Origin of the sequence: Nocardia amikacinitolerans NBRC 108937 (genome assembly GCF_001612615.1) — a bacterium.
GTDB classification, from domain to species: domain Bacteria; phylum Actinomycetota; class Actinomycetes; order Mycobacteriales; family Mycobacteriaceae; genus Nocardia; species Nocardia amikacinitolerans.
Genome location: NZ_BDAU01000006.1, coordinates 136,631 through 158,992, shown reverse-complemented (window position 1 = coordinate 158,992; position 22,362 = coordinate 136,631). Strand labels below are relative to the sequence as shown.

General features: G+C 68.9%; 20 protein-coding genes and 3 pseudogenes. 17 read left to right on the top strand and 6 right to left on the bottom strand.

Annotated elements, in window-relative coordinates; genetic code table 11:
• Positions 1-365 precede the first annotated feature (365 nt).
• A complete protein-coding gene (locus NAM01S_RS06225) occupies positions 366-1,403 on the top strand; it encodes a fused (3R)-hydroxyacyl-ACP dehydratase subunits HadA/HadB (protein ID WP_067780640.1) in 1,038 nt (345 codons plus the stop codon).
• A 130-nt stretch (positions 1,404-1,533) separates the two neighbouring features.
• Complete coding sequence (locus NAM01S_RS06220) at positions 1,534-2,013, top strand: nucleoside deaminase (RefSeq protein WP_067780639.1); 480 nt, start codon at positions 1,534-1,536, stop codon at positions 2,011-2,013.
• Positions 2,014-2,063: 50 nt separating this feature from the next.
• Here NAM01S_RS06220 and NAM01S_RS06215 read toward each other — a convergent pair whose 3' ends face one another.
• Entirely contained in the window at positions 2,064-2,822 is a 759-nt protein-coding gene (locus NAM01S_RS06215) for a DUF1460 domain-containing protein (protein WP_084482552.1), read from the bottom strand.
• A gap of 202 nt (positions 2,823-3,024) precedes the next feature.
• Between NAM01S_RS06215 and NAM01S_RS06210 the strand changes: the two genes are divergently transcribed.
• The 8 genes and pseudogenes from NAM01S_RS06210 (at position 3,025) to NAM01S_RS06175 (ending at position 10,459) form a co-directional block, all read left to right on the top strand.
• Positions 3,025-3,522, top strand: a complete 498-nt coding sequence (locus NAM01S_RS06210; RefSeq protein WP_067780633.1) for a MarR family winged helix-turn-helix transcriptional regulator — start codon at positions 3,025-3,027, stop codon at positions 3,520-3,522.
• The gene (locus NAM01S_RS06205; protein ID WP_067780629.1) at positions 3,515-5,143 is read left to right on the top strand and encodes an MDR family MFS transporter; all 1,629 of its coding nucleotides are present in this window, start codon (positions 3,515-3,517) and stop codon (positions 5,141-5,143) included. The genes NAM01S_RS06210 and NAM01S_RS06205 overlap by 8 nt, the downstream gene beginning before the upstream one ends.
• A 121-nt stretch (positions 5,144-5,264) precedes the next feature.
• Complete coding sequence (locus NAM01S_RS06200; protein WP_067780627.1) at positions 5,265-6,419, top strand: hypothetical protein; 1,155 nt, start codon at positions 5,265-5,267, stop codon at positions 6,417-6,419.
• Between the two features lie 87 nt (positions 6,420-6,506).
• Positions 6,507-6,800: pseudogene (locus tag NAM01S_RS06195) on the top strand (OsmC family protein); the annotation flags it as partial.
• Between the two features lie 24 nt (positions 6,801-6,824).
• A pseudogene (locus tag NAM01S_RS06190) lies at positions 6,825-8,128 on the top strand (bifunctional o-acetylhomoserine/o-acetylserine sulfhydrylase).
• Positions 8,129-8,531: 403 nt separating this feature from the next.
• The gene (locus tag NAM01S_RS06185) at positions 8,532-8,915 is read left to right on the top strand and encodes a type II toxin-antitoxin system RelE/ParE family toxin (RefSeq protein ID WP_157107610.1); all 384 of its coding nucleotides are present in this window, start codon (positions 8,532-8,534) and stop codon (positions 8,913-8,915) included.
• Positions 8,912-9,253, top strand: a complete 342-nt coding sequence (locus tag NAM01S_RS06180; protein ID WP_067780621.1) for a helix-turn-helix domain-containing protein — start codon at positions 8,912-8,914, stop codon at positions 9,251-9,253. Before NAM01S_RS06185 ends, NAM01S_RS06180 begins: the two co-directional genes overlap by 4 nt.
• A 264-nt stretch (positions 9,254-9,517) precedes the next feature.
• Positions 9,518-10,459, top strand: coding sequence for a formylglycine-generating enzyme family protein (locus tag NAM01S_RS06175; protein WP_084482551.1), 942 nt, complete (start codon positions 9,518-9,520; stop codon positions 10,457-10,459).
• A 78-nt stretch (positions 10,460-10,537) separates the two neighbouring features.
• Here NAM01S_RS06175 and NAM01S_RS06170 read toward each other — a convergent pair.
• Positions 10,538-11,201: pseudogene (locus NAM01S_RS06170) on the bottom strand (GAP family protein).
• Between the two features lie 60 nt (positions 11,202-11,261).
• Positions 11,262-12,410, bottom strand: coding sequence for an AI-2E family transporter (locus tag NAM01S_RS06165; RefSeq protein ID WP_084482537.1), 1,149 nt, complete (start codon positions 12,408-12,410; stop codon positions 11,262-11,264).
• 158 nt (positions 12,411-12,568) lie between these two features.
• Between NAM01S_RS06165 and NAM01S_RS06160 the strand changes: the two genes are divergently transcribed.
• Positions 12,569-13,369 carry an LLM class flavin-dependent oxidoreductase gene (locus NAM01S_RS06160; protein WP_067780618.1) on the top strand — a complete coding sequence of 267 codons (801 nt, stop codon included), beginning with the start codon at positions 12,569-12,571 and terminating at the stop codon, positions 13,367-13,369.
• A gap of 13 nt (positions 13,370-13,382) precedes the next feature.
• Here NAM01S_RS06160 and NAM01S_RS06155 read toward each other — a convergent pair whose 3' ends face one another.
• Positions 13,383-14,660: an RNA polymerase sigma factor gene (locus tag NAM01S_RS06155; protein WP_067780615.1), complete on the bottom strand. Its 1,278-nt coding sequence runs from the start codon at positions 14,658-14,660 to the stop codon at positions 13,383-13,385.
• Between the two features lie 15 nt (positions 14,661-14,675).
• Positions 14,676-15,095: a YciI family protein gene (locus NAM01S_RS06150; protein ID WP_067780612.1), complete on the bottom strand. Its 420-nt coding sequence runs from the start codon at positions 15,093-15,095 to the stop codon at positions 14,676-14,678.
• 267 nt (positions 15,096-15,362) lie between these two features.
• Here NAM01S_RS06150 and NAM01S_RS06145 point away from each other — a divergent pair, with 267 nt between their 5' ends.
• Positions 15,363-16,562 (top strand): serpin family protein, encoded by a 1,200-nt coding sequence (locus tag NAM01S_RS06145; RefSeq protein ID WP_067780609.1) that lies wholly within the window; start codon positions 15,363-15,365, stop codon positions 16,560-16,562.
• Between the two features lie 6 nt (positions 16,563-16,568).
• On the opposite strand, the gene NAM01S_RS06140 is transcribed toward NAM01S_RS06145, so the two are convergent.
• Positions 16,569-16,919: a hypothetical protein gene (locus tag NAM01S_RS06140; RefSeq protein ID WP_067780597.1), complete on the bottom strand. Its 351-nt coding sequence runs from the start codon at positions 16,917-16,919 to the stop codon at positions 16,569-16,571.
• Between the two features lie 148 nt (positions 16,920-17,067).
• Here NAM01S_RS06140 and NAM01S_RS06135 point away from each other — a divergent pair, with 148 nt between their 5' ends.
• The 5 genes from NAM01S_RS06135 (at position 17,068) to NAM01S_RS06115 (ending at position 22,352) form a co-directional block, all read left to right on the top strand.
• Positions 17,068-17,667: a PepSY domain-containing protein gene (locus NAM01S_RS06135; protein ID WP_084482536.1), complete on the top strand. Its 600-nt coding sequence runs from the start codon at positions 17,068-17,070 to the stop codon at positions 17,665-17,667.
• A gap of 84 nt (positions 17,668-17,751) precedes the next feature.
• Entirely contained in the window at positions 17,752-19,098 is a 1,347-nt protein-coding gene (locus tag NAM01S_RS06130) for a cytochrome P450 (protein ID WP_067780592.1), read from the top strand.
• Positions 19,095-20,003, top strand: coding sequence for an alpha/beta fold hydrolase (locus tag NAM01S_RS06125; RefSeq protein WP_067780589.1), 909 nt, complete (start codon positions 19,095-19,097; stop codon positions 20,001-20,003). The genes NAM01S_RS06130 and NAM01S_RS06125 overlap by 4 nt, the downstream gene beginning before the upstream one ends.
• Positions 19,987-20,862, top strand: coding sequence for an SDR family NAD(P)-dependent oxidoreductase (locus NAM01S_RS06120; RefSeq protein WP_067780585.1), 876 nt, complete (start codon positions 19,987-19,989; stop codon positions 20,860-20,862). The genes NAM01S_RS06125 and NAM01S_RS06120 overlap by 17 nt, the downstream gene beginning before the upstream one ends.
• Positions 20,859-22,352, top strand: a complete 1,494-nt coding sequence (locus NAM01S_RS06115; RefSeq protein ID WP_067780582.1) for a flavin-containing monooxygenase — start codon at positions 20,859-20,861, stop codon at positions 22,350-22,352. Before NAM01S_RS06120 ends, NAM01S_RS06115 begins: the two co-directional genes overlap by 4 nt.
• Positions 22,353-22,362 lie beyond the last annotated feature (10 nt).

Below are 22,362 nucleotides of genomic sequence, written 5' to 3'. Positions count from 1 at the left end.
CCACGTGATGTGGGCTCCCCTGAGCCTCACGGGCCACAAGAAACTGGTCTACCACGCCGAACCCTCCTCGCCAGCGCCGAGGCGCTGGCGCCGCTCGGCGCACGTCGCACTGACCCGCGTAGACGACGACAGCCCCTCGGCATCGTCTTCGCTCCGGAATAGCTGGCGGCACAACGCAACTGGATCCGAACCATTCGTGGTTCGCCACGCCGCCCCATCATCCCGTCGACGGCGGCCTCGACATATCCACGAACCCGGACGACAGGCATGGACCCTGTGTGATGTGGAAGGGTGGGGTCCGTTCGTGAAACGGGTTCTGCGGATGCCGAGAACGAGATCCGAGGAATGCCGGCAGGAGGAGTGGTCTGGTGGAAGCAACGTTCGAGGTGGCCGAGCTGGTGGGACATCGCTATCGCGTGGACGACTACTACGAGGTGGGTCGGGAGAAGATCCGCGAATACGCGCGAGCGGTGCAGGATTTCCATCCGGCGCATTGGAGCGAAGACGCCGCCCGCGAGCTCGGATACTCCGGTTTGGTTGCGCCGACGACGTTCATCTCGACCGCCGCGATGCTGGCCAACCGCCGGCTGCTCGAGACCGTCCTCGCCGACTACGACATGTTCGTCCAGACCGATCAGGTCTTCGAGATGTACAAGCCGGTGCTCACCGGTGATCGGTTGGTCAGCGACGTCGAACTCGCTTCGGTTCGCCGCGTAGCGGGCAAGGACCTGCTCACCATCACCAACACTTTCACCGACCAAAGCGGTGAGGTGGTGCAGATCATGCACACGACCGTCGTCGGCATCACCGGTGAGGACGTCGACGACGGCATCGGCGCCGCGGTCGAGCGGGTCGTCATGCACGGTCTCGACGTGCCTTCTCGGACCACGCCCTCGGCCGCGACCGAGCAGACCGATACGAATTTGGCGCCGGAAATCCGCCCACGACATTCCGCGATCTCCCGGACGCGTGTCCCGCGCACCGCAATTCGATTCGACGACATCGCCGTCGGCGACGAACTTCCCGCTCGGATCGCGCGGCTGACGCGAGGGGATCTGGTGAACTACGCCGGGGTCGCCGGCGATGCGAACCCGATCCACTGGCACGCCGAAACCGCCGCGCTGGCGGGTCTGCCCGATGTCATCGCGCACGGCATGCTGACCATGGGTCTGGGAGCCGGATTCGTCACCGCGTGGCTCGGTGATCCAGGGGCCGTGACCAGGTATGCCGTCCGGCTCTCGAACTACACGGTCATCGAAGCCTCCTCCGCCGGGAGCGTCGAATTCACCGGTCGGGTGAAATCGGTGGACCCCGAGACCAAGACGGCGGTTGTCGTGATCGTCGCGAAGTCCGCTGGACGCAAGGTCTTCGGCCTCGCCACCGCCGACGTCCGCCTCGCATAGTTACGTACACGCCAGACCGACCTTCGGTGACAGTCAGGATTCCACTACAGACGACCCGTCCGGGACCGAAGCCGGGTGAGATCGGCGGCGGCGCAGGATGGGGCTTCGAGACAGGGCCTAGGCTCGGACCATGGTCGATGATGCCGATATGGCGTGCCTGCGGCGCTGTGTGGACCTGGCGCGGGAGGCGCTCGACGGCGGGAACGCGCCGTTCGGGTCGCTGCTCGTGAGTGCGGGCCGGGTCGTGGCCGAGGCGCGGAACGAGGAAGGCGGCGGCGATCCGACGCGGCACCCGGAGCTCGAGCTCGTGCACTGGGCGATCGCGAACCTCACCTCCGCCGAACGCGCGGCCGCGACCGTCTACACCTCCGGCGAGCACTGCCCGATGTGTTCGGCCGCGCACGCCTGGGCCGGTCTCGGTCGCATCGTCTACGCGAGCTCGGCGGCGCAGTTGACCGAATGGCTCGGCGAGATGGGCATACCGCCCGCGCCGGTGCGATCGCTGCCGATCAACGAGGTCGCACCGGGCGTCCCCACCGAGGGTCCGGCCCCGCAACTGGCGGGCGCGATGCGCGAACTACACCGGCTCCACCGCAGACCGCACGGCTGAGCCGCACCCACAGCCGAGACGGACCCGAGTCATCTCCGGCGAACCAAGCACTACTGCGGCCGGAGCACCACGATCCCCGGCGTCGACCGCACGTAATCGAGCAACGGCGAATCCACCACCTGGTTGTTCGCGGCGAGCGAGGACGCGTTCCGGAAGACCGGACCGTTGGGCGTCGTCACGAAGATGCCGACGTGGGTGACGTCCAGGCCGGGCTGGTCGGCGTACGCGCCGATGTAGTCGCCGGTGCGGAGCTGGCCGATGACGTGCTCGTCCACCGCGGCGCTCGGAATGTAGGTGATGTCGCGGGCGACCACCGGAAGCCCCGGAAGATATATTCCCCCATCACCTTTCGCGTTGAGCTGCTTGCCGACGGTGCTCGCGGCGGCGGTCAGTGAGGCGGTGATGTCGGTCGCGGCGATTCGAGGCGTGTGCGCCCAGTCGGTGAAGAAGTGCTTACGGTGCTGGAAGTCGACCTGCCCGCCCGCGTAGCGGGTCTCGATCAGGTTCGCGACGAACTGGTCGCGGTCCGCGGATCTGGTCAGCGCCTCGACGTAGTCGAGATAGGTGAAGCAGTCCACCTGCCGCAGGTCGACGACCAGCTGCTCCGGTTGGGTCGCGGAGCCGACCAACATGTTCGCCTGGTAGGGCGTGCCGAGGAAGCGACTCGACAGCAGCTCGATCAGCTCGCCCTTGGTCGCACCGGGAACGGTCGCGCGCAGAGCAAGCAGCTCGTCGATCTTGCGGGCGCTGGCGTCATCGATGCTCGCCGCGTTCGGCGCTCCCACCGCCACGGGCAGCGCGACAACCATGCCGCACGCGACGGCCAGCAGAACGAGCAGTACGCGGGCGATGGTGCGCAAGACGCCTCCCGAGAGTCGATCGGTCCACGAGTGCGGTACCCACCGTAGCCCGCTCCCCCGACAACCCGAAGTCGAATATTTAGTTGCTTAGCTCAAGCAATTGAAATATAGTTGCTGACTGCAAGCAATTGATCTCGTGCGGGGAGCGGATATGCCGGTGTCACCCGATACGGCGCAAAGCCTGATCAAGGAGCTCTACCTGATCGGCAGGGCCATCCGGATCGCCCTTCTTCATCCGGAGGAAGGACAACTACTGCCGGGCGGTATCGGCGTGCTCGGCACGCTCGAATCGAAGGGCCCGTGCCGCCAGGGCGACCTGGCTATCGACCTGTGCATCAGCGCGTCCGCGCTGAGCAGGCACGTCACCGAACTGGTCGCCGCCGGCTACATCAGCCGCCACGCCGACCCGAGCGACGGCAGGGCCACCGTCATCCAGGTCACCGACGAAGGCCGCGACCTGCTCGGCCGAGTCCGTGCGTCGCGGGCGCGCGGACTGCAAACCGCCCTCGCCGACTGGAGCGAGGACGAGGCCGAGCAGGCCTGCGAGTCGGTACGCAAGCTCAGGAATTCGCTCGCCACGCACGCGCAGCACGCGGGAACGGCGCACCCCCAGCCGGTTTCGAAGGAGAGTCAGGGAGCAGATGTCTAGTTCAGTCGAGACGCCCGCGCGGCGCGATCCGGCCGCGATGACCCATCGCGAGGTCCTCGAGGCGATGACCGGCCTGCTGGCCGCGCTGTTCACCGCCCTGTTGAGCACCACGATCGTCGCCACCGCGCTGCCCACGATCATCGGCGATCTCGAGGGATCCCAGACGGCGTACGCGTGGGTCATCACCACGGCCCTGCTGGCCAACGCGGCGTCCACGCCGATCTGGGGCAAGTTCGCCGACCTGTTCAACAAGAAGCTGCTCGTGCAGTCGGCGATCGTCATCTTCGTGATCGGCTCGATCGTCGCGGGATTCGCCCACAATGTGGCGCTGCTGCTGGTCGCCAGGGTGATCCAGGGCGTCGGCATGGGCGGGTTGACGGCGCTGGCCGTCGCGATCATCGGCACCATCGTCGCGCCGCGCGAACGCGGCAGGTACTCCGGCTACATGGGCGCGGTGATGGCGGTGTCGATGTCGGGCGGCCCGATCCTCGGCGGCGTCATCGTGGACAGCCCGCTCGGCTGGCGCTGGTGCTTCTTCGTCTGCGTGCCGCTGGCCGTGATCGCCTTGGTGCTGCTGCACCGGACCCTGCGGCTGCCCACCGAACGCAAGGCGGGCGTCTCGATCGACTGGCTCGGCGCGGCACTGCTCACCGCGGGCGTTTCGGTGCTGCTGATCTGGGTGTCGTTCGCGGGCAAGGCGGGCTACTACGAGTGGGTCTCGCGGGAGTCGGCGCTGTATGTCGGCGCGGGTGTGCTGCTGCTCGTCGCGACCGTGTGGGTGGAGGCTCGCGCCGAGTCGCCGATCATCCCGCTGCCGATCGTCACCGAACGCACAACCGGCCTGGCCATCATCGCCTCGGTCGCCGTCGGCGTCGGCATGTTCGGCGCGACCACCTTCCTCGGTCAGTACTTCCAGACGGCGCGCGGCTACTCCCCGACCGCGGCGGGCGTGCTGAGCATCCCGCTGGTCGTCGGCATGCTGATCGCCTCCGTCGGCTCCGGACAGCTGATCACCCGCTTCGGCAAGTGGAAGCGGTTCGTGGTCGCGGGCGGCGCGCTCCTCGTGGTCGGATTCGCGCTGCTGTCGACCATCGATCACGCGACGAACCTGTGGCTGGTGTGCGCGTACACGGTTGTCGTCGGGCTCGGCGTCGGCATGATGATGCAGAATCTCGTTCTCGCCGTGCAGAATACGGTGAGCGTGCACAACATCGGCGCGGCGTCCAGCAGCGTCGCGTTCTTCCGCACCTTCGGCGGCGCGATCGGCGTCTCGGTGCTCGGTTCGGTGCTGGCCACCCGGGTGAGCGAGCTGTCCACGGAGGGATTCGCCAAGCTGGGCATCCACACCGGCGCCTCCGGCGGCAGCAACCTGAATCTCGACGCGCTGCCCGGGCCCGTCGCGACGATCGTGCGCACCTCCTACGGCGACGCGACCGGCCGCATCTTTCTGATCGCCGCGCTGGCCACGGTCGTCGCGCTGATCGCCACCGCGCTGCTGCCGAATCGTCCGCTGCGCAACACGATCGACATCGATCCGGCGTTGGATCCGATGCGCGCGAACGCCGAGGACACTCCCCCGGCCGTCGCATCGACCGACAAGGTTCGGGTACTACAGAACTGAGCGACCAAGGGGCGGCGCCGAAAGCGCCGGGCGCGGAACCCACAGAGTTCTCTCACGAGTTGTGGGCGCGCGAGTTCGACTCAGCGCAGTAGCATCCGCGGAAGACGAGAGGAGATCGCGCATGGCTGGTGGGCGCAACGGATTCCTGCTGCTCGGTGGTGTGGCGTCGGTCGGGGCGGGTGCGCTGCACCTGTTCGCCGCGGGACTGCACACCGAGCACGCCACCCTTGCCCGGCTGATGGTCGTGCTGGCGGCAGCGCAGTGCGCGGCCGGGCTGCTGGCGTCGGTGAGCACGCGAAAGGTCGTGCCTGCCACGGTGATCGGGGTGAACCTGGTCGCGGTGGCGATTTGGGGGTACACCCGCTTCGCGGGGTTGCCGTGGCCCGACGGTCTCGGCACCGCGGAGGCGCCTCAGTTCCTCGACAGCACATGCGCGGTGCTTGGCTTGCTCGCGATCGCCGGTGCGACCGTCGCGTTGGTGCGTCCCGGGGCGACACTGCCCACGGCGCCGACCGCGATCGCCGCCGGTCTGGCCGGCGTCCTCGCGGTCGCGGCGATGCTGGGCGGCGCAGGACATGTGCACAGCCACGGCGATGACGCCCACACCCATGCCGCCGGCGACCACACCGACCACGGGACCGGCACCGCATGGCCGCGGCCGTTCGATCCGGCGACCCCGATCGATCTGTCCGGCGTGCCCGGCGTGACCGCCGAACAGGAGCAGCGCGCGGCCGCCCTGATTCGCAGCACCCTCGATCAGCTGCCCGCATTCGCCGACGTCGCTTCCATCGGCGCCTTGGGCTTCCGCTCCATCGGCGACGCGGCCACCGGCTACGAGCACTACATCAACACCGGCTACATCCGCGACGACCGATTCCTCGACGCCACCCACCCCGAGTCGCTGGTCTACCGGGTCGACGGCGCGAAGCGAACCCTGGTCTCGGCGATGTACATCGCCAAGAGCAAGAAAATCGATGACCCCGAGCTGGTCGACTACGCCGGGCCGCTGATGCAGTGGCACGTCCACGACAACCTCTGCTGGCGGGCCGGCGACAACGGACCTCAGGTCGCCGGGGTCACCGACGCACAGGGCAACTGCCCGCCCAACTCGGTCAATCCCGGCGCGGGCAATCCGATGGTCCACGTCTGGATCACCGCCCACCACTGCGGACCGTTCGCGGCTCTGGAAGGCCACGGCGCGGGGCAGGCGTCCACCTCCGCTGACGGCCGCCGCACCGACACCTGCTCCCACGATCACTCCGGCGGGCACCGCTGAGGTAGCTACCTTTCGGCTCACCGGGAATGTAAACCTCGTCAAGAGGCGGGCCGGTTCCTACCGTCGGTAGCCGTGACAGCGAACGCAAGCACTTTGATCGCCTGCCAGGTCGTCACCTACCGGTTCTGGGCGCAGCGGCTCGACATCACCGTCGACGACATCGCAGTGGCGGCCGAGGGCGACCTGGACGTTCGTGGCTTCTTCGGCATCGACGACACCGTCCGTCCCGGCTTCCAGGCCGTGCGCGTCACGGTCCGTATCACCGGACCGGAGCCCGCCGAACGCTACGCCGAACTCCAGCGAGCCGTGGACGCGCACTGTCCGGTCCTGGATCTCTCGACCGCGCCGACGCCGGTCGAGACCACGCTGATCACCGCCTGACCCCCTCTCGCACTGGAGCACTCGATGACCGAATCCCCGCAGCCCGCCGACCCCACCCAGGCGTGGAGCTTCGAAACCAAGCAGATCCACGTCGGCCAGGTGCCCGACGGCACGACCAACGCGCGGGCGCTGCCGATCTACCAGACCACCTCGTACACGTTCCGCGACACCGAGCACGCGGCCGCGCTGTTCGGACTGACCGAAGCGGGCAACATCTACACCCGCATCATGAACCCGACCCAGGACGCGGTGGAGCAACGCATCGCGGCGTTGGAAGGCGGTGTCGCCGCGCTGCTGTTGGCTTCCGGGCAGGCCGCGGAGACCTTCGCGATCCTCAATATCGCCGGTGCGGGCGACCACATCGTGTCCAGCCCGCGCCTGTACGGCGCACGTACAACCTCTTCCGCTACTCGTTGCCAAAGCTCGGCATCGAGGTGTCGTTCGTGGACGATCCGGACGACCTCGATCAGTGGCGCGCGGCGCTCCGGCCGAACACCAAGGCGCTCTACGGCGAGACGATCTCCAACCCGCAGAACCACATCCTCGACATCCCCGGCATCGCGGCAGTCGCGCACGACGCGGGCGTCCCGTTGCTCGTCGACAACACGGTCGCGACGCCGTACCTGATCCAGCCGCTCGCGCACGGCGCCGACATCGTGGTGCACTCGGCGACCAAGTATCTCGGCGGTCACGGCACGGCGATCGGCGGCGTGATCGTGGACGGCGGCACGTTCGACTGGACCGGCGGCCGATTCCCCGGCTTCACCGAACCCGACCCCAGTTACCACGGCGTCCGCTACGCCGACCTCGGCGCGCCCGCCTACGCGCTCAAAGCCCGCGTGCAGCTGCTGCGCGATCTCGGCGCGGCCATCTCGCCGTTCAACGCGTTCCTCATCAGCCAGGGCCTGGAAACACTGAGCCTGCGCATCGAGCGGCACGTCCAAAACGCCCGAGCCGTAGCGGAATTCGTGGTCGCGCGCCCCGAGGTCACCTCGGTGTCCTACGCCGGTCTGCCCTCCTCGCCGTGGTACGAACGCGGCCGCGCGCTCGCGCCCAAGGGCGTCGGCGCGGTCATCGGCTTCGAACTGGCGGGCGGAGTGGACGCGGGCAAGCGCTTCGTCGAGGCACTGACTCTGCACAGCCACGTCGCCAACATCGGCGACGTGCGCTCGCTGGTGATCCACCCGGCCTCGACCACCCACTCCCAGCTCACGCCCGAAGAACAACTCTCCGCGGGCGTCACCCCGGGCCTGGTCCGCCTCGCCGTCGGCATCGAGCACATCGACGACATCCTCGCCGACCTACGGACCGGCTTCGCCGCAATCTGACCGCGCCGCGCTGTTTGTTGCCATGCGGACCGAGACGAATCCCGTTGGTGCTTTCATTGACTCCGAGGCCGAGCGCAGGTCGCAAAAATAGGTCAGGATGCCGGTAGCGAGGGACATCTGACGGACGGAAGAAGCACCTCATATGGCAGGTTTCTGTTGGATTTGCATCCAAGCACGAAGCCGGTGCGTCGAGGACTCAATCGAAGGTAGCGCGCCACCCCGCCTAGCGGACGACAGCAAAGGTGCTGAGGGATACTGGGCCAACGACCAGGCCAGGAAGTGTGCTACACCAAGGCATCGACTCGGGCGAGCCGCAGTCATCATCCGAGCTTCGGCGACAGATTCCCGTTCTAGTCGACGCCACCCTTGCGATATGTTGTCAACGACATATACAGTGCTCGTCGTGGGCGAACTGTTCACCATCGAGATCGAGCCAGAGGTTCGGGACTGGCTACAGGCGCTGCCAGTCAGGCACTTCCTCAAGATCGACGAATATGTGGGCCTACTCGCCGAGCAAGCAGACTCGCTTGGTGAGCCCTACGCACGACACCTCGGCGACGGAGTCCGCGAACTGCGGCCAACGCTGGAAGGTGCCGCCATTCGTATCACCTACTGGCTTGCACCAGGGCGACGAGCCGTCCTGCTGACGGTCTTCCGCAAGACCCGGATGAGAGAAGATGCCGAGGTCAAACGTGCGAAGCTTGCCCAGCAGACTTGCCAGGCAGAACACGAACCGGCACACGAAGAATTCGTCCGCACGATCGAGAGAGGAGAACTGGACCGATGAGCCACGCACGCTGGAAGACCCTCCGGGAGCGCAAAATCGCCGAGGGCTACACCGAACCCGAGGATGTCACCGAGGCTCGCCGGGAAATCCGGCTCTCCATGGCACTGGCCAAAGCCGTTTACGACCGCCGCACCGAACTCGGGCTCACCCAGGCCGATCTCGCTGAACGGGCGGGCCTGACCCAAGCCAAAATCTCGCGCATCGAAGGGTCCGACACCGTGCCGACCCTCCCCCTGCTCGCAAAACTCGCCGACGCCTTGGACGCCACCCTCAACATCGCCCTCGACGCCGACGACACTCGAGTCAACTTCACCAGCCACCACACCGACGCAGCCTGAACCGGGCTGGCTCCGGGCCTCACCTGCGGGCTGGATCGCTTACGAAGCGGACGCGCCACATGTGCCGGTTCACCCGCAGGCGCTGCGTCGGTGCGGCTGCACCGGGGCGCGAAGCTGGGGGCCGATGGCTGGTCGCGCAGCGTCGACGTGCGCCGATTCGGCAAATGCCAGCACACTTCGAGCTACTATCTCGAGGTCGTCGTCGACAACTCGGCGCCAATTCCCGGCGGGCCCGAGCCCGCCCGGACGTGGGAGAGGACGGCCATGGAACACACCGGCAATCAGGCCGCGGGCTGCTGTGCGCCAACCGCTCGACGGAACGCTCGAAGCGACGCCGCGACCGGGGTGGTGAGCGGCGGCCAGGCTTCTGCCTCGCTGGCGTCCCTTCCCGGCGGGACGTTCCTCATGGGCGACGACAGCGCGTGGGCCTATCCGGGCGACGGTGAAGGTCCCCGCCACGAGGTGACCGTCGACTCGTTCGCCATCGATGAATACGCCGTCACCAACGCGAGTTTCGCGGCTTTCGTCGACGCCACCGGGTACCGCACCGACGCCGAACGCTACGGCTGGTCGTTCGTCTTCGCGGGCCAGCTTCCGAAAGACACGCCGCCGACGAGGAGCGTTGTCGGCGCGCCGTGGTGGCGGCAGATGGAGGGGGCGGATTGGCGGCACCCGTTCGGGCCGGATTCGAGTGTCGACGACATCCTCGACCACCCGGTGGTTCATGTCTCGTGGGAGGACGCCCAGGCGTTCTGCACGTGGTCGGGCACGCGCCTGCCGACGGAAGCCGAGTGGGAGTACGCGGCGCGCGCCGGTTCCACCGATCCGTTTCCCTGGGGACCTGACCTCGAGCCCGACGGCGAACGCAGGATGAACGTCTTCCAGGGCAGGTTTCCCCGCACCGATCCCGGGGCGCACCTGGGCACCATGCCCGTCGATGCCTTCGCGCCCAACGCATTCGGGCTGCACAACGTCACCGGCAACGTGTGGGAATGGTGCGCCGACTGGTTCTCTCCCGGCTACTACCGGCACAGCCCCGCGCAGAACCCGACCGGCCCCACCAGGGGAGCCGGACGTGTCATGCGCGGCGGTTCCTACCTCTGCCACCTGTCCTACTGCCGCCGGTATCGCGTGTCCGCCCGCCAGGGCAGCGAGCCGGTCTCCTCGACCGGCAACCTCGGCTTCCGCGTCGCGAAAGACGCCTGAGCCGCCGCCCAATCCGACACGCGTAAGGCCCTGCGGCGGCTCGAAAACCGGCCAGCCCGTCGTCACCGCCGCCCCTCTCTACAGTCCGCCGATGCCTTTGCCGAGCACGACCGCGCCCATCACAAGCAGCACGATCGCCATCACGGCGTGGTTGTTTGTTTGCAGCCACACCCGCGTGTCGTCGAGCACGCCGCGCGCCCGGTCGGCGGCCAGGGCGTAACCGAGCACCACGACCAGCACGCTCGCGGCGGCGAGCACGGTGAAGACGACGACGACCACCACCTTCTCCCCCGCCCCGAGACCGCTGGAACCGATCGCGACCCCCGCGGACAGGCACAGCAGCAGATTCTTCGGATTGACCGCGGCCAGTGCCGCGCCCAATCCGGCCGCTTTTTCGATCGTGAGCTGGTCGATCGCCCGCATCCAGCCCGGCGTCGCGGTGTCCGACCGGTTGCGCCACTGCTGCCCCGCGAGCACCAGCAGCAGGACGCCGAGGGCCACCCTGACCCACGAACGAGGCGGCCGCCGACGGCTCGCGGTCGGTGGATACGCCGAGCGAACCCGCGACGAGCGCGACGACCGAGGTCGCGACCACGATGCCCGCGACCCATCCGACCGCGAATCCGCTGCCCGCGCCCGCCGCGTTCTTCGACAGGATCATGAGGATCGCGGCCACGATCGGAATCGGCGAGATCGCGACTCCCACCGCCAGTGGAAGCAACTCGCCGAGGACTGTGCTCATCCGGCCACGCTAGAGTCGCGCCGCCGTTCGATCGTCACACGTTGCGGGTGAGATCGCGGGTCAGGTCCGTTCCTCGTCGGCTGTCGAATCCTCGACCTCCGGGGCCTTGTCGGCGATCAAGACGTTCGCCCATCGCGTCGCCGGGTCGATATCGAGCAGCGCGGCCTTGGCCAGCAGGGTGAGCGGGATGGCCAGCAGCGCGCCGAGCGGGCCGAGCACCCAGGACCAGAACACCAGCGACAGGAACGTCACCGTCACGCTCAACCCCACGGCGTCGCCGACGAACTTCGGCTGGATCACCGACTGGATGACGAAATTGATCACGCTGTACAGCACGATCACCCAGATCATCAGCCCGACGCCGCCGTCGAGCAGGGCGAGCAGCGCGGGCGGCAGCAATCCGACGATGAATCCGATGTTCGGGATGTAGTTCGTGATGAACGACAGCAGCGCCCACAGGACCGGGAGCGGCACACCGAGCAACCACAGCCCGATACCGTCGAACACCGCGACGATGAGGCCGAACACCGTCGAGACGATCAGATACTTCCTGGTGCCCTGCGCGAACGCCTCGATGGCGAACGCGATTTCGGGCCGGACGCGCTCGACGACCGCCATCTTCCCCCCGATGGCCATGCCGTCCAGCGCCATGAACACCAGCAGCGCGAGCACGAAGAACAGATTGGAGAAGACGGCGAGCAGACCGCGCAGGGCCCCCTCCAGCAGGTCGACGAGTTTGCCGATGTCGACCGAGCTCAGCAGGTTCTGAATCTCCTCGGCGTTGACCCCGGCATCGGCCAGCGCGCGGCGCACACCCTCCAGCAGCTCGTCGACCCGGTCGGCGTAGTTCGGCAGCTCGGTGGCCAGCTGCGCCGCCGACACCACGAGGGCGCCGACCAGCACGATCAAGATCGACCAGACAGCGATCAGGGCAACGACCATGCCGACCCAGGGCGGCCAGCCGCGTCGCCGCGCCCAGGTCTGGAGGGGCTGGACGGCGATGGTCAGCATGAGCGCGAGGAAGACGGGGGCGAGAATGCTCGCGAAGACCTTGATACCCGCGATGGCGCCCACGGCGCTCGCCGCGGCAAGCAGCACGATGAGGCCGCGCGGAATCGCCCAGGCTCCCGCGGTCGCGGCCGGCGGTTCGCCGTTCCGCGCCTGCCCGGTCCGAGGCGATCGCTTCTCCCCTCGCCCGCTGTCGGTCAACTCGCGACGACCTCGCGCATCCTGGCGCTCGGGTGTGCCATGCGTGTTCCTCCGCTCTTCGGTGCGCCGCCGTGGTCGACGCTAAGTCCGCCGAGGGCCGCGGCGCTTCACACGTTTCGGGTGAGATCGGCTGTCCCGTCGGTGCCTATGCTGGCGCCATGAGCCTTCGGCACGGGGTCTATCTGCCGCCGTTCGGTGAGCTCGCCGACCCGCGGGTGCTGGCCGATCTCGCGGCGGAGGCGGAACAGGCCGGCTTCGACGGCGTCTTCGTCTGGGATCACGTGGTTCGCCCGCACCGGCCTGGGCTGGCGGTGTGCGACGCGTGGATCGCGCTGGCCGCCATGGCCCTCGCGACCCGTCGCGTGACGATCGGGCCGCGGGTCACGCCGTTGTCACGGCGGCGGCCGCACGACGTCGCCCGGCAGGCCGTGGCGCTCGATCAGCTCAGCGGCGCCCGGTTCGTGCTCGGCGTCGGCTCGGGTGCGGACACCGGTGGCGAATTGAGCAAGCTCGGCGAGGCCGCCGAGCCGCGCGAGCGGGCCCGGTTGCTCGACGAAGGCCTGCACGTGATCACCGCGCTGTGGAGCGGCGACGAGGTCCGGCACGACGGTCCCCGCTACCGCGTCGACGACCTGCGTTTCCTGCCCCGTCCGGTGCGGCGCCCCCGCATTCCGATCTGGGTGGCGGCGCGGTCCGTGCGGGGCGCGCCCTTGCGCCGGGCCGCGCGTTACGACGGTTTGTGCCCGGAAGCGTCGCCCGGCGAACTGACCGAGATGCTCGAGGTGATCGCGGAGTATCGCGCCGACCTCACCGGCTACGAGGTGGCCGTAGCCGTCCCACCGGAGCGCGACAAGGAACAGGAGGCTTACGAGCGGGCCGGAGCCACCTGGTGGCTGCGCCAGCTGCCCGAGATCTGCACGCGCGCCGAGGCTTTCGCGCTCATCGACCGGGGTCCGTAGGGCACGAACACCGTCAACCGAGTGCCGCGAGTTTGTCTTCCAGCACAGACCTTTCCCGTTCGTTGGCGCACAACCGCACCGCACGCTTCAGTTCGTCGCGGGCCTCGTCCGCGCGGCCGAGCCGGGTGAGCAGTTCACCGCGCACGCTCGGCAGCAGGTGCGAATTCGCCAGCGCGCCAGCGGTTACCAGTTCGTCCACGATCGGCAGTGCCGCGGCGGGTCCCTGCGCCATGGCGACCGCGACCGCCCTGTTGAGGTCGACGACCGGTGACGGTGCGAGTCTGCCGAGCGCCTCGTAGACGAGAACGATGCGCTCCCAATCGGTTTCGTCCACCGACGACGCGAGAGCGTGGCATTCCGCGATCGCCGCCTGCAAGCCGTAGGCGCCGAGACCGCGGCCGAGCTGCTCCGCGCGGGCGAGGGCGGCGCGGCCGCGCCGGATCGCGCCGCGGTCCCAGCGTCGTCGGTCCTGCTGTTCGAGCAGTACCGGCTGCCCGTCGGGGCCGGTGCGGGCGGGGAACCGCGCCGCGGTCAGTTCGAGCAGCGCGAGCAGGCCGTGCGTCTCGGGTTCGCCCGGCATCAGCCGGGCCAGCACCCGTGCGAGGCGCTGCGCCTCGCTCGCCAGGTCGAACCGGATCAGATCGTCACCCGAACTGGCCGTCGATCCTTCGGTGAAGATCACGTAGATCACGCTGAGCACCGATCCGAGCCGCGCGCGCCGCTCCTCGGCCGAGGGCAGCGCGAACGGCACCCGCGCCGCGGCGAGCGTCTTCTTCGCCCTGGTGATCCTGGCCTGCACGGTCGCGGTCGGGACGAGGAACGCCTTGGCGATCTCGTCGCTGGTGAGACCGCCGACCACCCGGAGCGTGAGCGCGATTCGCGCCTCCCGCGGCAGCACCTCGTGACAGGAGACGAACATCAGCGCGAGGACGTCGTCGTCGATCTGGTCCGGGTCCCAGAGCACGTCGCCGACCTGCTCGGCGGGCGCGCCACCGGAGGCCGCGCCGCCCTCGTCCAATTCGTGAGCGAGGGCGGCGTACCTCTCGTCGAGGGCCGAGCGTCTGCGAAACGCGTCGATGGCGCGGCGCTTGCCGACGGTGAGCAACCATCCGGCGGGATTGCGCGGCACGCCTTCTCGCGGCCAGTTCACCAGCGCTTCGGCCAACGCCTCCTGGGCGAGGTCCTCGGCCAGCGCGAAATCGCCGGTGTAGCGCGCGAGCGCACCGACGATCCGCGCGGACTCGATCCGCCAGACGGCGGCGACGGCCTCACGGCCGGTGCGGTCGGCCATCGCGGGTCGGCTCGCTCAGAGCTGGCCGGTGGCTTCGCGCCACGCCCGCTCTTTCTGGATCCACACGTTGTCCTGCGGGAACTCGTCGATCGTCGGGACGCGGCGGATCTCGGTCTTGAAGCCGGGTCCGGAGATGGGCATCCGCTTGGCCCACTCGATGGCCTCTTCCTTCGATGCCACGTTGAGGATGTAGAAGCCGCCGAACAGCTCCTTGGTCTCGCCGTAGGGGCCGTCGGTGACCACGGGCGTCTCCGAGGAGTGGTCGACGACGACGCCTTCGGCGGCGTCCTCGAGGCCCTCCGCGGCCAGCAGCACGCCCGCCCGGATCAGCTCGTCGTTGAACCGGCCCATGGTCTCGAGCATCTTGTCGAAATCGATGTCGCCCATTGCCTTGTAGGCCTCGTCGGTGGCGCGCATGATCAGCATGTACTTCATGATGTGTCTCCCTGTGCTGTGTGGGTCCCTCGTGGACCCTCTCGCCCATAGGTCGAACGGGGATCGCCGCGGATCGACACCGGGGCCGAACTTTTTTTCCGGCGATCGCGGGCAGCATATGACGGACCGTCCGCCGAGGGGGTTCGCTCGGCGATCACCGGCCGATCCGTCCATCCCCAGACGCCGGGAGCGCTGCCGTCTTGCCATCGCGTTCGCGGGGGCCCGTCGACGCGCGCGGGTCACCGTTCGGATCCGTATCGTGGTGCCGTGCAGACCTTTTCAACGCCACACGTGGGCGCCGTCAACGATCTGACCGCACGGTGGTGCGCCGCCGCAGGCGACGGCGACTTCGTCGTCTCCGGAGCCGGGCTCTGGCCGCTGCTTGCCCTACTGGCCGCCGCGGCCGACGGGCCCGCGCGATCGGAACTGGAAGCCGCCGTCGGCCTGCCCGCCGAGGCGGCGCAGGAGGCGGCACTACGGACGCTCGGCATCCTCGCCGACGCCGTCGACCTGTCCGCCGCGCTCGGTATCTGGGTCCGAAGGGACCTTCCGCTGCACGACGAGTGGCTGAGCTCGCTGCCGGTCGGCACGGTCGATCTGCTGACCGGTCAGCCCGCGCTCGACGAGTGGGCACGACGGCACACCAAGGGCTTGATCGAACGATTCCCGCTGCCCGTCAGCCCCGACACGCTGCTGGTCCTGGCCACCGCGCTCGCCGCGAAGACGAGCTGGCGGTTGCCGTTCCGCGCCACCGTCATGTCGCCGGAAGCCGGTCCGTGGCGTGGACGCCGACTTTCCGCGCTCACCCGCACCGACCACGACCTTCGCACAGTGGCCGTGCTGGACGACGAACGGCCGGTGACGCGGTTGGTGGTCGCCGGGAAGGCCGACCTCGACGTGCATCTGCTGATCGGCTCCGACAGTCCCGCCGAAGTCCTCGCCACCGGGTTGTCCGCGCTCGGCGGGTCGGTGCCGTACCGCACCGGACTCGACGCGGGGCCGGTCGCGCCGGGGCTGGTCGCGCGGCAGGTGTTCGGCCGCGAACAGCTCGACCGTCTCGAGGTTCGCCTGCCGCCCTTCGCGATCCGCTCCCAACACGACCTCATGAAGCATGCCGAACTGTTCGGGTTGCGCGCGGCGAGCGACCGGAGCAGGGGTCATTTCCCCCGGATCTCGCCCACTCCGCTGGCGATCGACCAAGGTGCCCAGGACGTGCTCGCCAAGTTCGACCGCGAGGGGTTCGAGGCCGCGGCCGTCACCGCGTTGTCCATGAATGTCGGTGCCGCGCCGGCGCGTCCCGAGCAGCGCCACACCACCGTCTTGGAGCTGGACTTCGACCGGCCGTTCGGCTTCCTCGCCGTCCACCGCCCGAGCGGGATGGCCGTGGTCGCGGGATGGGTCGCCGACGCCGCCGACGCTCCGCCGCCGAATCCGTATCCCGTGCCGGTTCCCGGATTCTCGCGGTGATCGGCGTCAGCCGATGTCGCGCCGCCGGGCGCGCAGGCGACGCGCCCGCGCGGTGATCGTCGCCGACACCGTCCGCAACTCCCCGGACAGCAGGAACGCCTGCACCAAGCCCTCGACCTCGTCGATGACCGCACCGTCCGGCCCGCACACCAGGCAGTGATACCAGCATCGGCCCCGGTGCAGGCCGCCCGCGCCCGGCCCGAGCAGATCTCGGTAGATCCGCGTCGCCAACTCCGACAGCGCCGCCGCCGTCTGCGCGGGCGTGCCGGAGTTGCTGACCCGCCACCACCGCTCCTCCAGCCGGCCGGGTAGCGAGATCTCGACCACGTAAGTCAGCTCCGACCTCGGATCTCCCATATCAGCAATGGTGCCCAGCGGAACCCGTCCTATTCGGCAACGACGCGCCGTCCGCGACCGGGCTGCGGATTCCGAGACGCGGTTTGGTGCCACCTCCGCCGGGTACGCGGGCGAAAACGAGCGGGTAGTGCGGACCGGGAGGTGCGGGATGCGTCGGTGGCGACAGATCGCGGGAGCCGGAGTCGCGGTATGCGCGCTGGGACTCACCGGATGCGGTGACGACGACGCGGACACCGGCCCGACCGCGAGCCCGACCACTCCGATCGCGACTCCGGTCACCACGACCACCCCGGACTCCGCGAGCCAGCAGTCGGTGGAGACGGCCTCGATCTCGGCGGCGCAACGGGCGCTGCGGACCGCGGCCGACGCCGTGCCGAACGGCCGCGCGTTCGACGTGGAGATCGAGACGAGCAACGGCAAACAGGTCTTCGACGTCAAGGTCGCCTCCGACGGCAACGAGGTGAAGGTGCTCGTCGACCAACTCGGTGAACAGGTCGTGGCCCAGAGCCGATCCGACGAGCCGAGCGACGACGTGGCGAAGGTCGAGTCCGCCACGTTCGACGCCGGTCGCGCGCTGGAAGCCGCCGCGGAGCGCGAGCCGGGCGCGAAGCTGGTCGAGATGGAGCTGGACACCAACCGGGACGGGTTGCTGATCTGGCAGGTCGAACTGGTCCGCGCCAACGGTTCGGAGGTCGAGGTCGACGTGGACGCCCGCACCGGCGCTGTCGTCGGCATCGGCCAGGGCTGAGCCGTAATGTGACTCTTGCCACAGGCCGGTACATGCGCGTACCGTTCGAATGGTACGCCGAAGTACCACGCTGGGAGATGGCGCATGAGCACCGTGACACTGCCCGAAGGACCCTCCACGCCGCCGCTCGTCCAGAGCCTCGCGATCGTGGCAGGCCGGACCCGCGCCTGGCGACACTGGCGCCGCAAGTACGGCTCCGCGTTCACGGTCCACATGCCCAGATTCGGTCGCACCGTGGTGATCTCCGATCCCGCGGAGGTCAAAGCGCTGTTCACCGCGGGTAGCGACGTCGCGGACAACCTGGATGTCAACCTCGGCCAATTCCTCGGTCCCGGTTCGCTTTTCGCGCTGAGCGGGGCCGAACACCGCAAGCAGCGCAAGTTGCTCACCCCGCCCTTCCACGGCAAGCGGCTCGCGGTGTACGAGGCGCTCATCGAAGAGGAGACCGAACGCGAGCTGGCGACCTGGCCCTCGGGTGTCGAGTTCGCGACGATGGATTCGATGATGCGGATCACCCTGAACGTGATCCTGCGCGCGGTGTTCGGCGCGGAAGGCCGGGAGTTCGAGGAGTTGCGCGACCTGCTGCCCCGGCTGGTTCTCGTCGGATCGGCGCTGGCCGCCTTGCCCGTTCCGCGAAACTTCCTCGGCCGCTACGGGCCGTGGGCTCGCTTCGCCGCGCACCGCAAGCACTACGACGAGATCGTCGCGCGCCTCATCGCCCGCGCCGCCGCCGACCCCGATCTGGGCGACCGCGACGACGTGCTGTCGATGATGTTGCAGGCCCGCTACGACGACGGCTCCGCGATGACGCACGGCGAGATCGCCGACGAACTGCTCACCCTGCTCACCGCCGGGCACGAGACCACCGCCACGACGTTGGCCTGGACCGTCGAGCGGCTGCGCAGGCACCCGGATATCCTGCGGCGCTTGGTCGCCGAGGTCGACGCGGGCGGCTCGGAACTGCGCGAAGCGACACTGCTCGAGGTGCAGCGCGTGCGGCCGGTGATCGACGCGACCGCGCGCAAGGTGCGCGCCGACTCGATGACACTGGGACGCTGGACGCTACCCAAGGGCCAGAACGTGCTGGTGAGCATTCGGCTGATGCACGACAACGAGGAGCTCTTCCCGAGGGCCCGCACCTTCGACCCGGACCGATTCGTCGGGGTGCGACCGGGCACCTTCACCTGGATCCCGTTCGGCGGCGGTTCGCGCCGCTGCATCGGCGCGGCCTTCGCCACGATGGAGATGAACGTCGTGTTGCGCACGCTGCTCAGGGATTTCACGCTGGTGCCGAGCACCGCGCCGGACGAGCGCGCGCACTTCCGCGGTGTGGCGCTGGTACCCGCCAAGAAGGGCAGGGCGGTCGTGCGCAGGCGAACGCCGCGTCCCACGGTTCCGGCCGAGACACGGGCCGCCGAGGTGACCGCATGAGCGAAGGTCTTGTCGACGTCGGTCGCGGCGTCCGCCTCGCCTACCAGCGCCTCGGCGCGACCGAAGGGACGCCGATCGTCCTGATCGCCGGACTCGGCCAACAGCTGCACGCGTGGCCCGACGGGCTGTGTCGTCTGCTTGTCGAACGCGGTCGTCCGGTGCTGCGCTTCGACAATCGCGATGTCGGCGAGTCGACGCATTTCGCCTTCCCGCCGCCGGGACCGCTCGACTTTCTGCGCAAGCGGTGGCATCCCCAGCAGTACGAACTGGGCGACATGGCCGCCGACACCGTCGGCCTGCTCGACGCGCTCGAGCTGGAATCCGTACACCTGGTCGGCATGTCGATGGGCGGCATGATCGCGCAGACCGTCGCCGCCCGCCATCCCGAGCGGGTCGCCTCGCTGATCTCCGTCATGTCCACCACCGGTGCGCCGCGCGTCGGCCGCCCGGCGCTCTCGACGTGGCGCCGCATGTTCGGCAAACCGCCGCGCACCCGCGCCGAGCACGTGGACGCCGCCGTCCGCATGTACCGGCACATCGGGTCCTCGGGTTATCCGTTCGACGAGGCCGCGGTGCGCGCGGCGGCGGCGCTCGTGTGGGATCGCGACCCGCGGCCCGCGGCGGGCGTCGGCCGCCAGCTCGCCGGAATCCTGAAGTCCGGTGACCGGACTCGCGAACTCCGCGCGGTGACCGCACCGACACTGGTGCTGCACGGCGATCGCGACCTCATGGTGGCGCCGACCGGTGGCGCCGTCACCGCCCGCGCCATCGCGGGCGCGCGCCTGCACACGCTGACCGGCCTTGGTCACGATCTGCCCGAGGGCATCTGGCCGACGCTCGCCGACCTCATCGATGATCACATCCGCACCGCAGTCACCAGGAGCACCGATGCCCCGAAACACTAGGCCCCTGTCCGGTCACCCGGCGATGATCACCGGCGCCGCCTCCGGCATCGGACGCGCACTCGCCCAACATCTTTCCCGCCGCGGGTCCCCGGTCGCCATCGCCGACATCGACGCGGCGGGACTGAAGGAGACCGCCGCGTCGCTGTCCGGTCCCGTGCTCACCCGCGTGCTCGACGTCCGCGACGCGGCCGATCAGCGGGCATTCGCCGACGAGGTGCGAGACTGGCTGACCGCGCCGTTGGCCGCCGTGTTCAACAACGCGGGGGTCGCGGTGTCCGCGTCGGTGCTCGACGCCGACGCCGAGGACGACGAATGGTTGCGCCGGATCAACTTCGACGGCGTGGTCAACGGCACGCGCGCCTTCCTGCCGCTGCTCGTCGAGCAGGACAGCGGCGTGATCGTCAATACGTCGAGCGTGTTCGGGTTGGTCGGCATGCCGAACCAAAGCGCCTACTGCGCGGCCAAATTCGCGGTCCGCGGCTTCACCGACGCACTGCGCCAAGAACTTCGTGGCACCGGCGTCTCGGCGGTGAACGTACACCCCGGCGGCATCACGACGAATATCGCGCGAAATGCCAGGGTGCGCAGGGATCCCGAGGGCCTCGGGCGCAGCAAGGAGCAGATGGCGGCCGATTTCGAAGCCGTCACCCTGACTTCGCCCGAGAAGGCGGCCGACGTCATCACCCGGGGCGTCGAACGGGGCAAAGCGCGGATCCTGGTCGGCCCGGACGCCTACCTCTTCGACGCGCTCGCGAGGATCACGCCAACCCACTACTACGCCGTGATCTCCTTGCTGGAGAGGCGTTTACGGGCCAGGGGACGCGCCTCGAATCCGGGCGTCAGCGAGGCGCGGGCATGAGTGAGCACCTCGACGTGGTGATCGTCGGCGCGGGCCTCTCCGGCATCGGCGCCGCCCACCACTTGCAAACGGCTCTGCCCGACCGGACCTACCTCGTGCTGGAGGCGCGCGAGACGATCGGCGGCACCTGGGACCTGTTCCGCTATCCGGGCGTGCGCTCGGACTCGGATATGCACACCCTCGGCTACCGATTCCGGCCGTGGACCGACGCCAAGGCGATCGCCGACGGACCGGCGATACTCGACTACGTGCGCGCGACCGCGACCGAGGCGGGCATCGATCGGCGAATCCGCTTCGGGCACAGGGTCATCGACGCGTCCTGGGACAGCGCGACGGCACGCTGGACGCTCACCGTCGAGCACGCCGCTGCGACGGTCACCATGACGTGCTCGTACCTGTACGTCTGCGGCGGCTACTACCACTACGACAGTGGCTACACCCCCGAGTTCGACGGCATCGAGGATTTCCGCGGACAGGTGGTGCATCCGCAGCACTGGCCCGACGATCTCGACCACGCGGGTCGGCGCGTCGTCGTGATCGGCAGCGGCGCCACGGCGGTGACACTCGTCCCCGCCCTGGCAACGGACGCTGCCCACGTCACCATGCTCCAGCGTTCGCCCACCTACATCATGTCCGTCCCGACCGTGGATACCGTGGCCACCCGATTGCGCGCGCTGCTCGGTCCGCGCCGTGCCTACGCCGTCACCCGATGGAAGAACGTGCTCATCGGCACGCTCATCTATCAGCTCAGCCAGCGGCGGCCCGCGATGATGCGCAAGTTCATCCGCGAGCAGACGATCAAGCAGCTGCCCGCGGGCTACGACGTGGACGTCCACTTCAACCCGACCTACGGCCCATGGGACCAACGGCTGTGCCTGGTTCCGGACGCCGATCTGTTCCGGGCGATCGGTAACGGCAGCGCATCGGTGGTCACCGACCGGATCGACCGCTTCACCGAACGCGGGTTGCTGCTTGCCTCCGGCGCGGAGCTCGAGGCCGACATCGTGGTGACCGCGACGGGTCTGCGATTGCTCGCGCTCGGTGGCATCCGGCTCACCGTCGACGGGCGGGAGGTCCCGCTGCCGCAGACCATCGCCTACAAAGGCATGATGCTCGGCGGCGTACCGAATTTCGCTTTCACCATCGGCTACACGAACGCCTCGTGGACGTTGAAGGCCGATCTGGTCGCCGAATACGTCTGCCGGCTGCTGCGGCACATGGACGCGCACGGCTACGACCACTGCGTGCCGGTGCCGGACCCGGCGATCGACACCAGACCGCTGCTGGACTTCCAGGCCGGTTACGTCCTGCGCTCGCTGGACCGGTTCCCGAAAGCGGGATCGCGGGCGCCGTGGCGGCTCGGCATGAACTACGCGCAGGACGTGCTCACCCTGCGGCACGGCCGGATCGACGACGGCACCCTCCGATTCGCCCGAGCGACGCGGCACCGCGCGGGATCCGACGTGCTCGCGGAGCCGGGCGGTCACTAACCTGGTCGAT

What these genes read in the sequence shown, in the direction of transcription:
- NAM01S_RS06135 (WP_084482536.1), top strand. Translation starts at nt 17,068, where the DNA reads ATGCGTCGGTGGCGACAGATCGCGGGAGCCGGAGTCGCGGTATGCGCG.
- NAM01S_RS06215 (WP_084482552.1), bottom strand. Translation starts at nt 2,822, where the DNA reads ATGGTTGTCGCGCTGCCCGTGGCGGTGGGAGCGCCGAACGCGGCGAGC.
- NAM01S_RS06130 (WP_067780592.1), top strand. Translation starts at nt 17,752, where the DNA reads ATGAGCACCGTGACACTGCCCGAAGGACCCTCCACGCCGCCGCTCGTC.
- NAM01S_RS06115 (WP_067780582.1), top strand. Translation starts at nt 20,859, where the DNA reads ATGAGTGAGCACCTCGACGTGGTGATCGTCGGCGCGGGCCTCTCCGGC.
- NAM01S_RS06150 (WP_067780612.1), bottom strand. Translation starts at nt 15,095, where the DNA reads ATGAAGTACATGCTGATCATGCGCGCCACCGACGAGGCCTACAAGGCA.
- NAM01S_RS06180 (WP_067780621.1), top strand. Translation starts at nt 8,912, where the DNA reads ATGAGCCACGCACGCTGGAAGACCCTCCGGGAGCGCAAAATCGCCGAG.
- NAM01S_RS06210 (WP_067780633.1), top strand. Translation starts at nt 3,025, where the DNA reads ATGCCGGTGTCACCCGATACGGCGCAAAGCCTGATCAAGGAGCTCTAC.
- NAM01S_RS06175 (WP_084482551.1), top strand. Translation starts at nt 9,518, where the DNA reads ATGGAACACACCGGCAATCAGGCCGCGGGCTGCTGTGCGCCAACCGCT.
- NAM01S_RS06205 (WP_067780629.1), top strand. Translation starts at nt 3,515, where the DNA reads ATGTCTAGTTCAGTCGAGACGCCCGCGCGGCGCGATCCGGCCGCGATG.
- NAM01S_RS06140 (WP_067780597.1), bottom strand. Translation starts at nt 16,919, where the DNA reads ATGGGAGATCCGAGGTCGGAGCTGACTTACGTGGTCGAGATCTCGCTA.
- NAM01S_RS06155 (WP_067780615.1), bottom strand. Translation starts at nt 14,660, where the DNA reads ATGGCCGACCGCACCGGCCGTGAGGCCGTCGCCGCCGTCTGGCGGATC.
- NAM01S_RS06160 (WP_067780618.1), top strand. Translation starts at nt 12,569, where the DNA reads ATGAGCCTTCGGCACGGGGTCTATCTGCCGCCGTTCGGTGAGCTCGCC.
- NAM01S_RS06125 (WP_067780589.1), top strand. Translation starts at nt 19,095, where the DNA reads ATGAGCGAAGGTCTTGTCGACGTCGGTCGCGGCGTCCGCCTCGCCTAC.
- NAM01S_RS06220 (WP_067780639.1), top strand. Translation starts at nt 1,534, where the DNA reads ATGGTCGATGATGCCGATATGGCGTGCCTGCGGCGCTGTGTGGACCTG.
- NAM01S_RS06200 (WP_067780627.1), top strand. Translation starts at nt 5,265, where the DNA reads ATGGCTGGTGGGCGCAACGGATTCCTGCTGCTCGGTGGTGTGGCGTCG.
- NAM01S_RS06120 (WP_067780585.1), top strand. Translation starts at nt 19,987, where the DNA reads ATGCCCCGAAACACTAGGCCCCTGTCCGGTCACCCGGCGATGATCACC.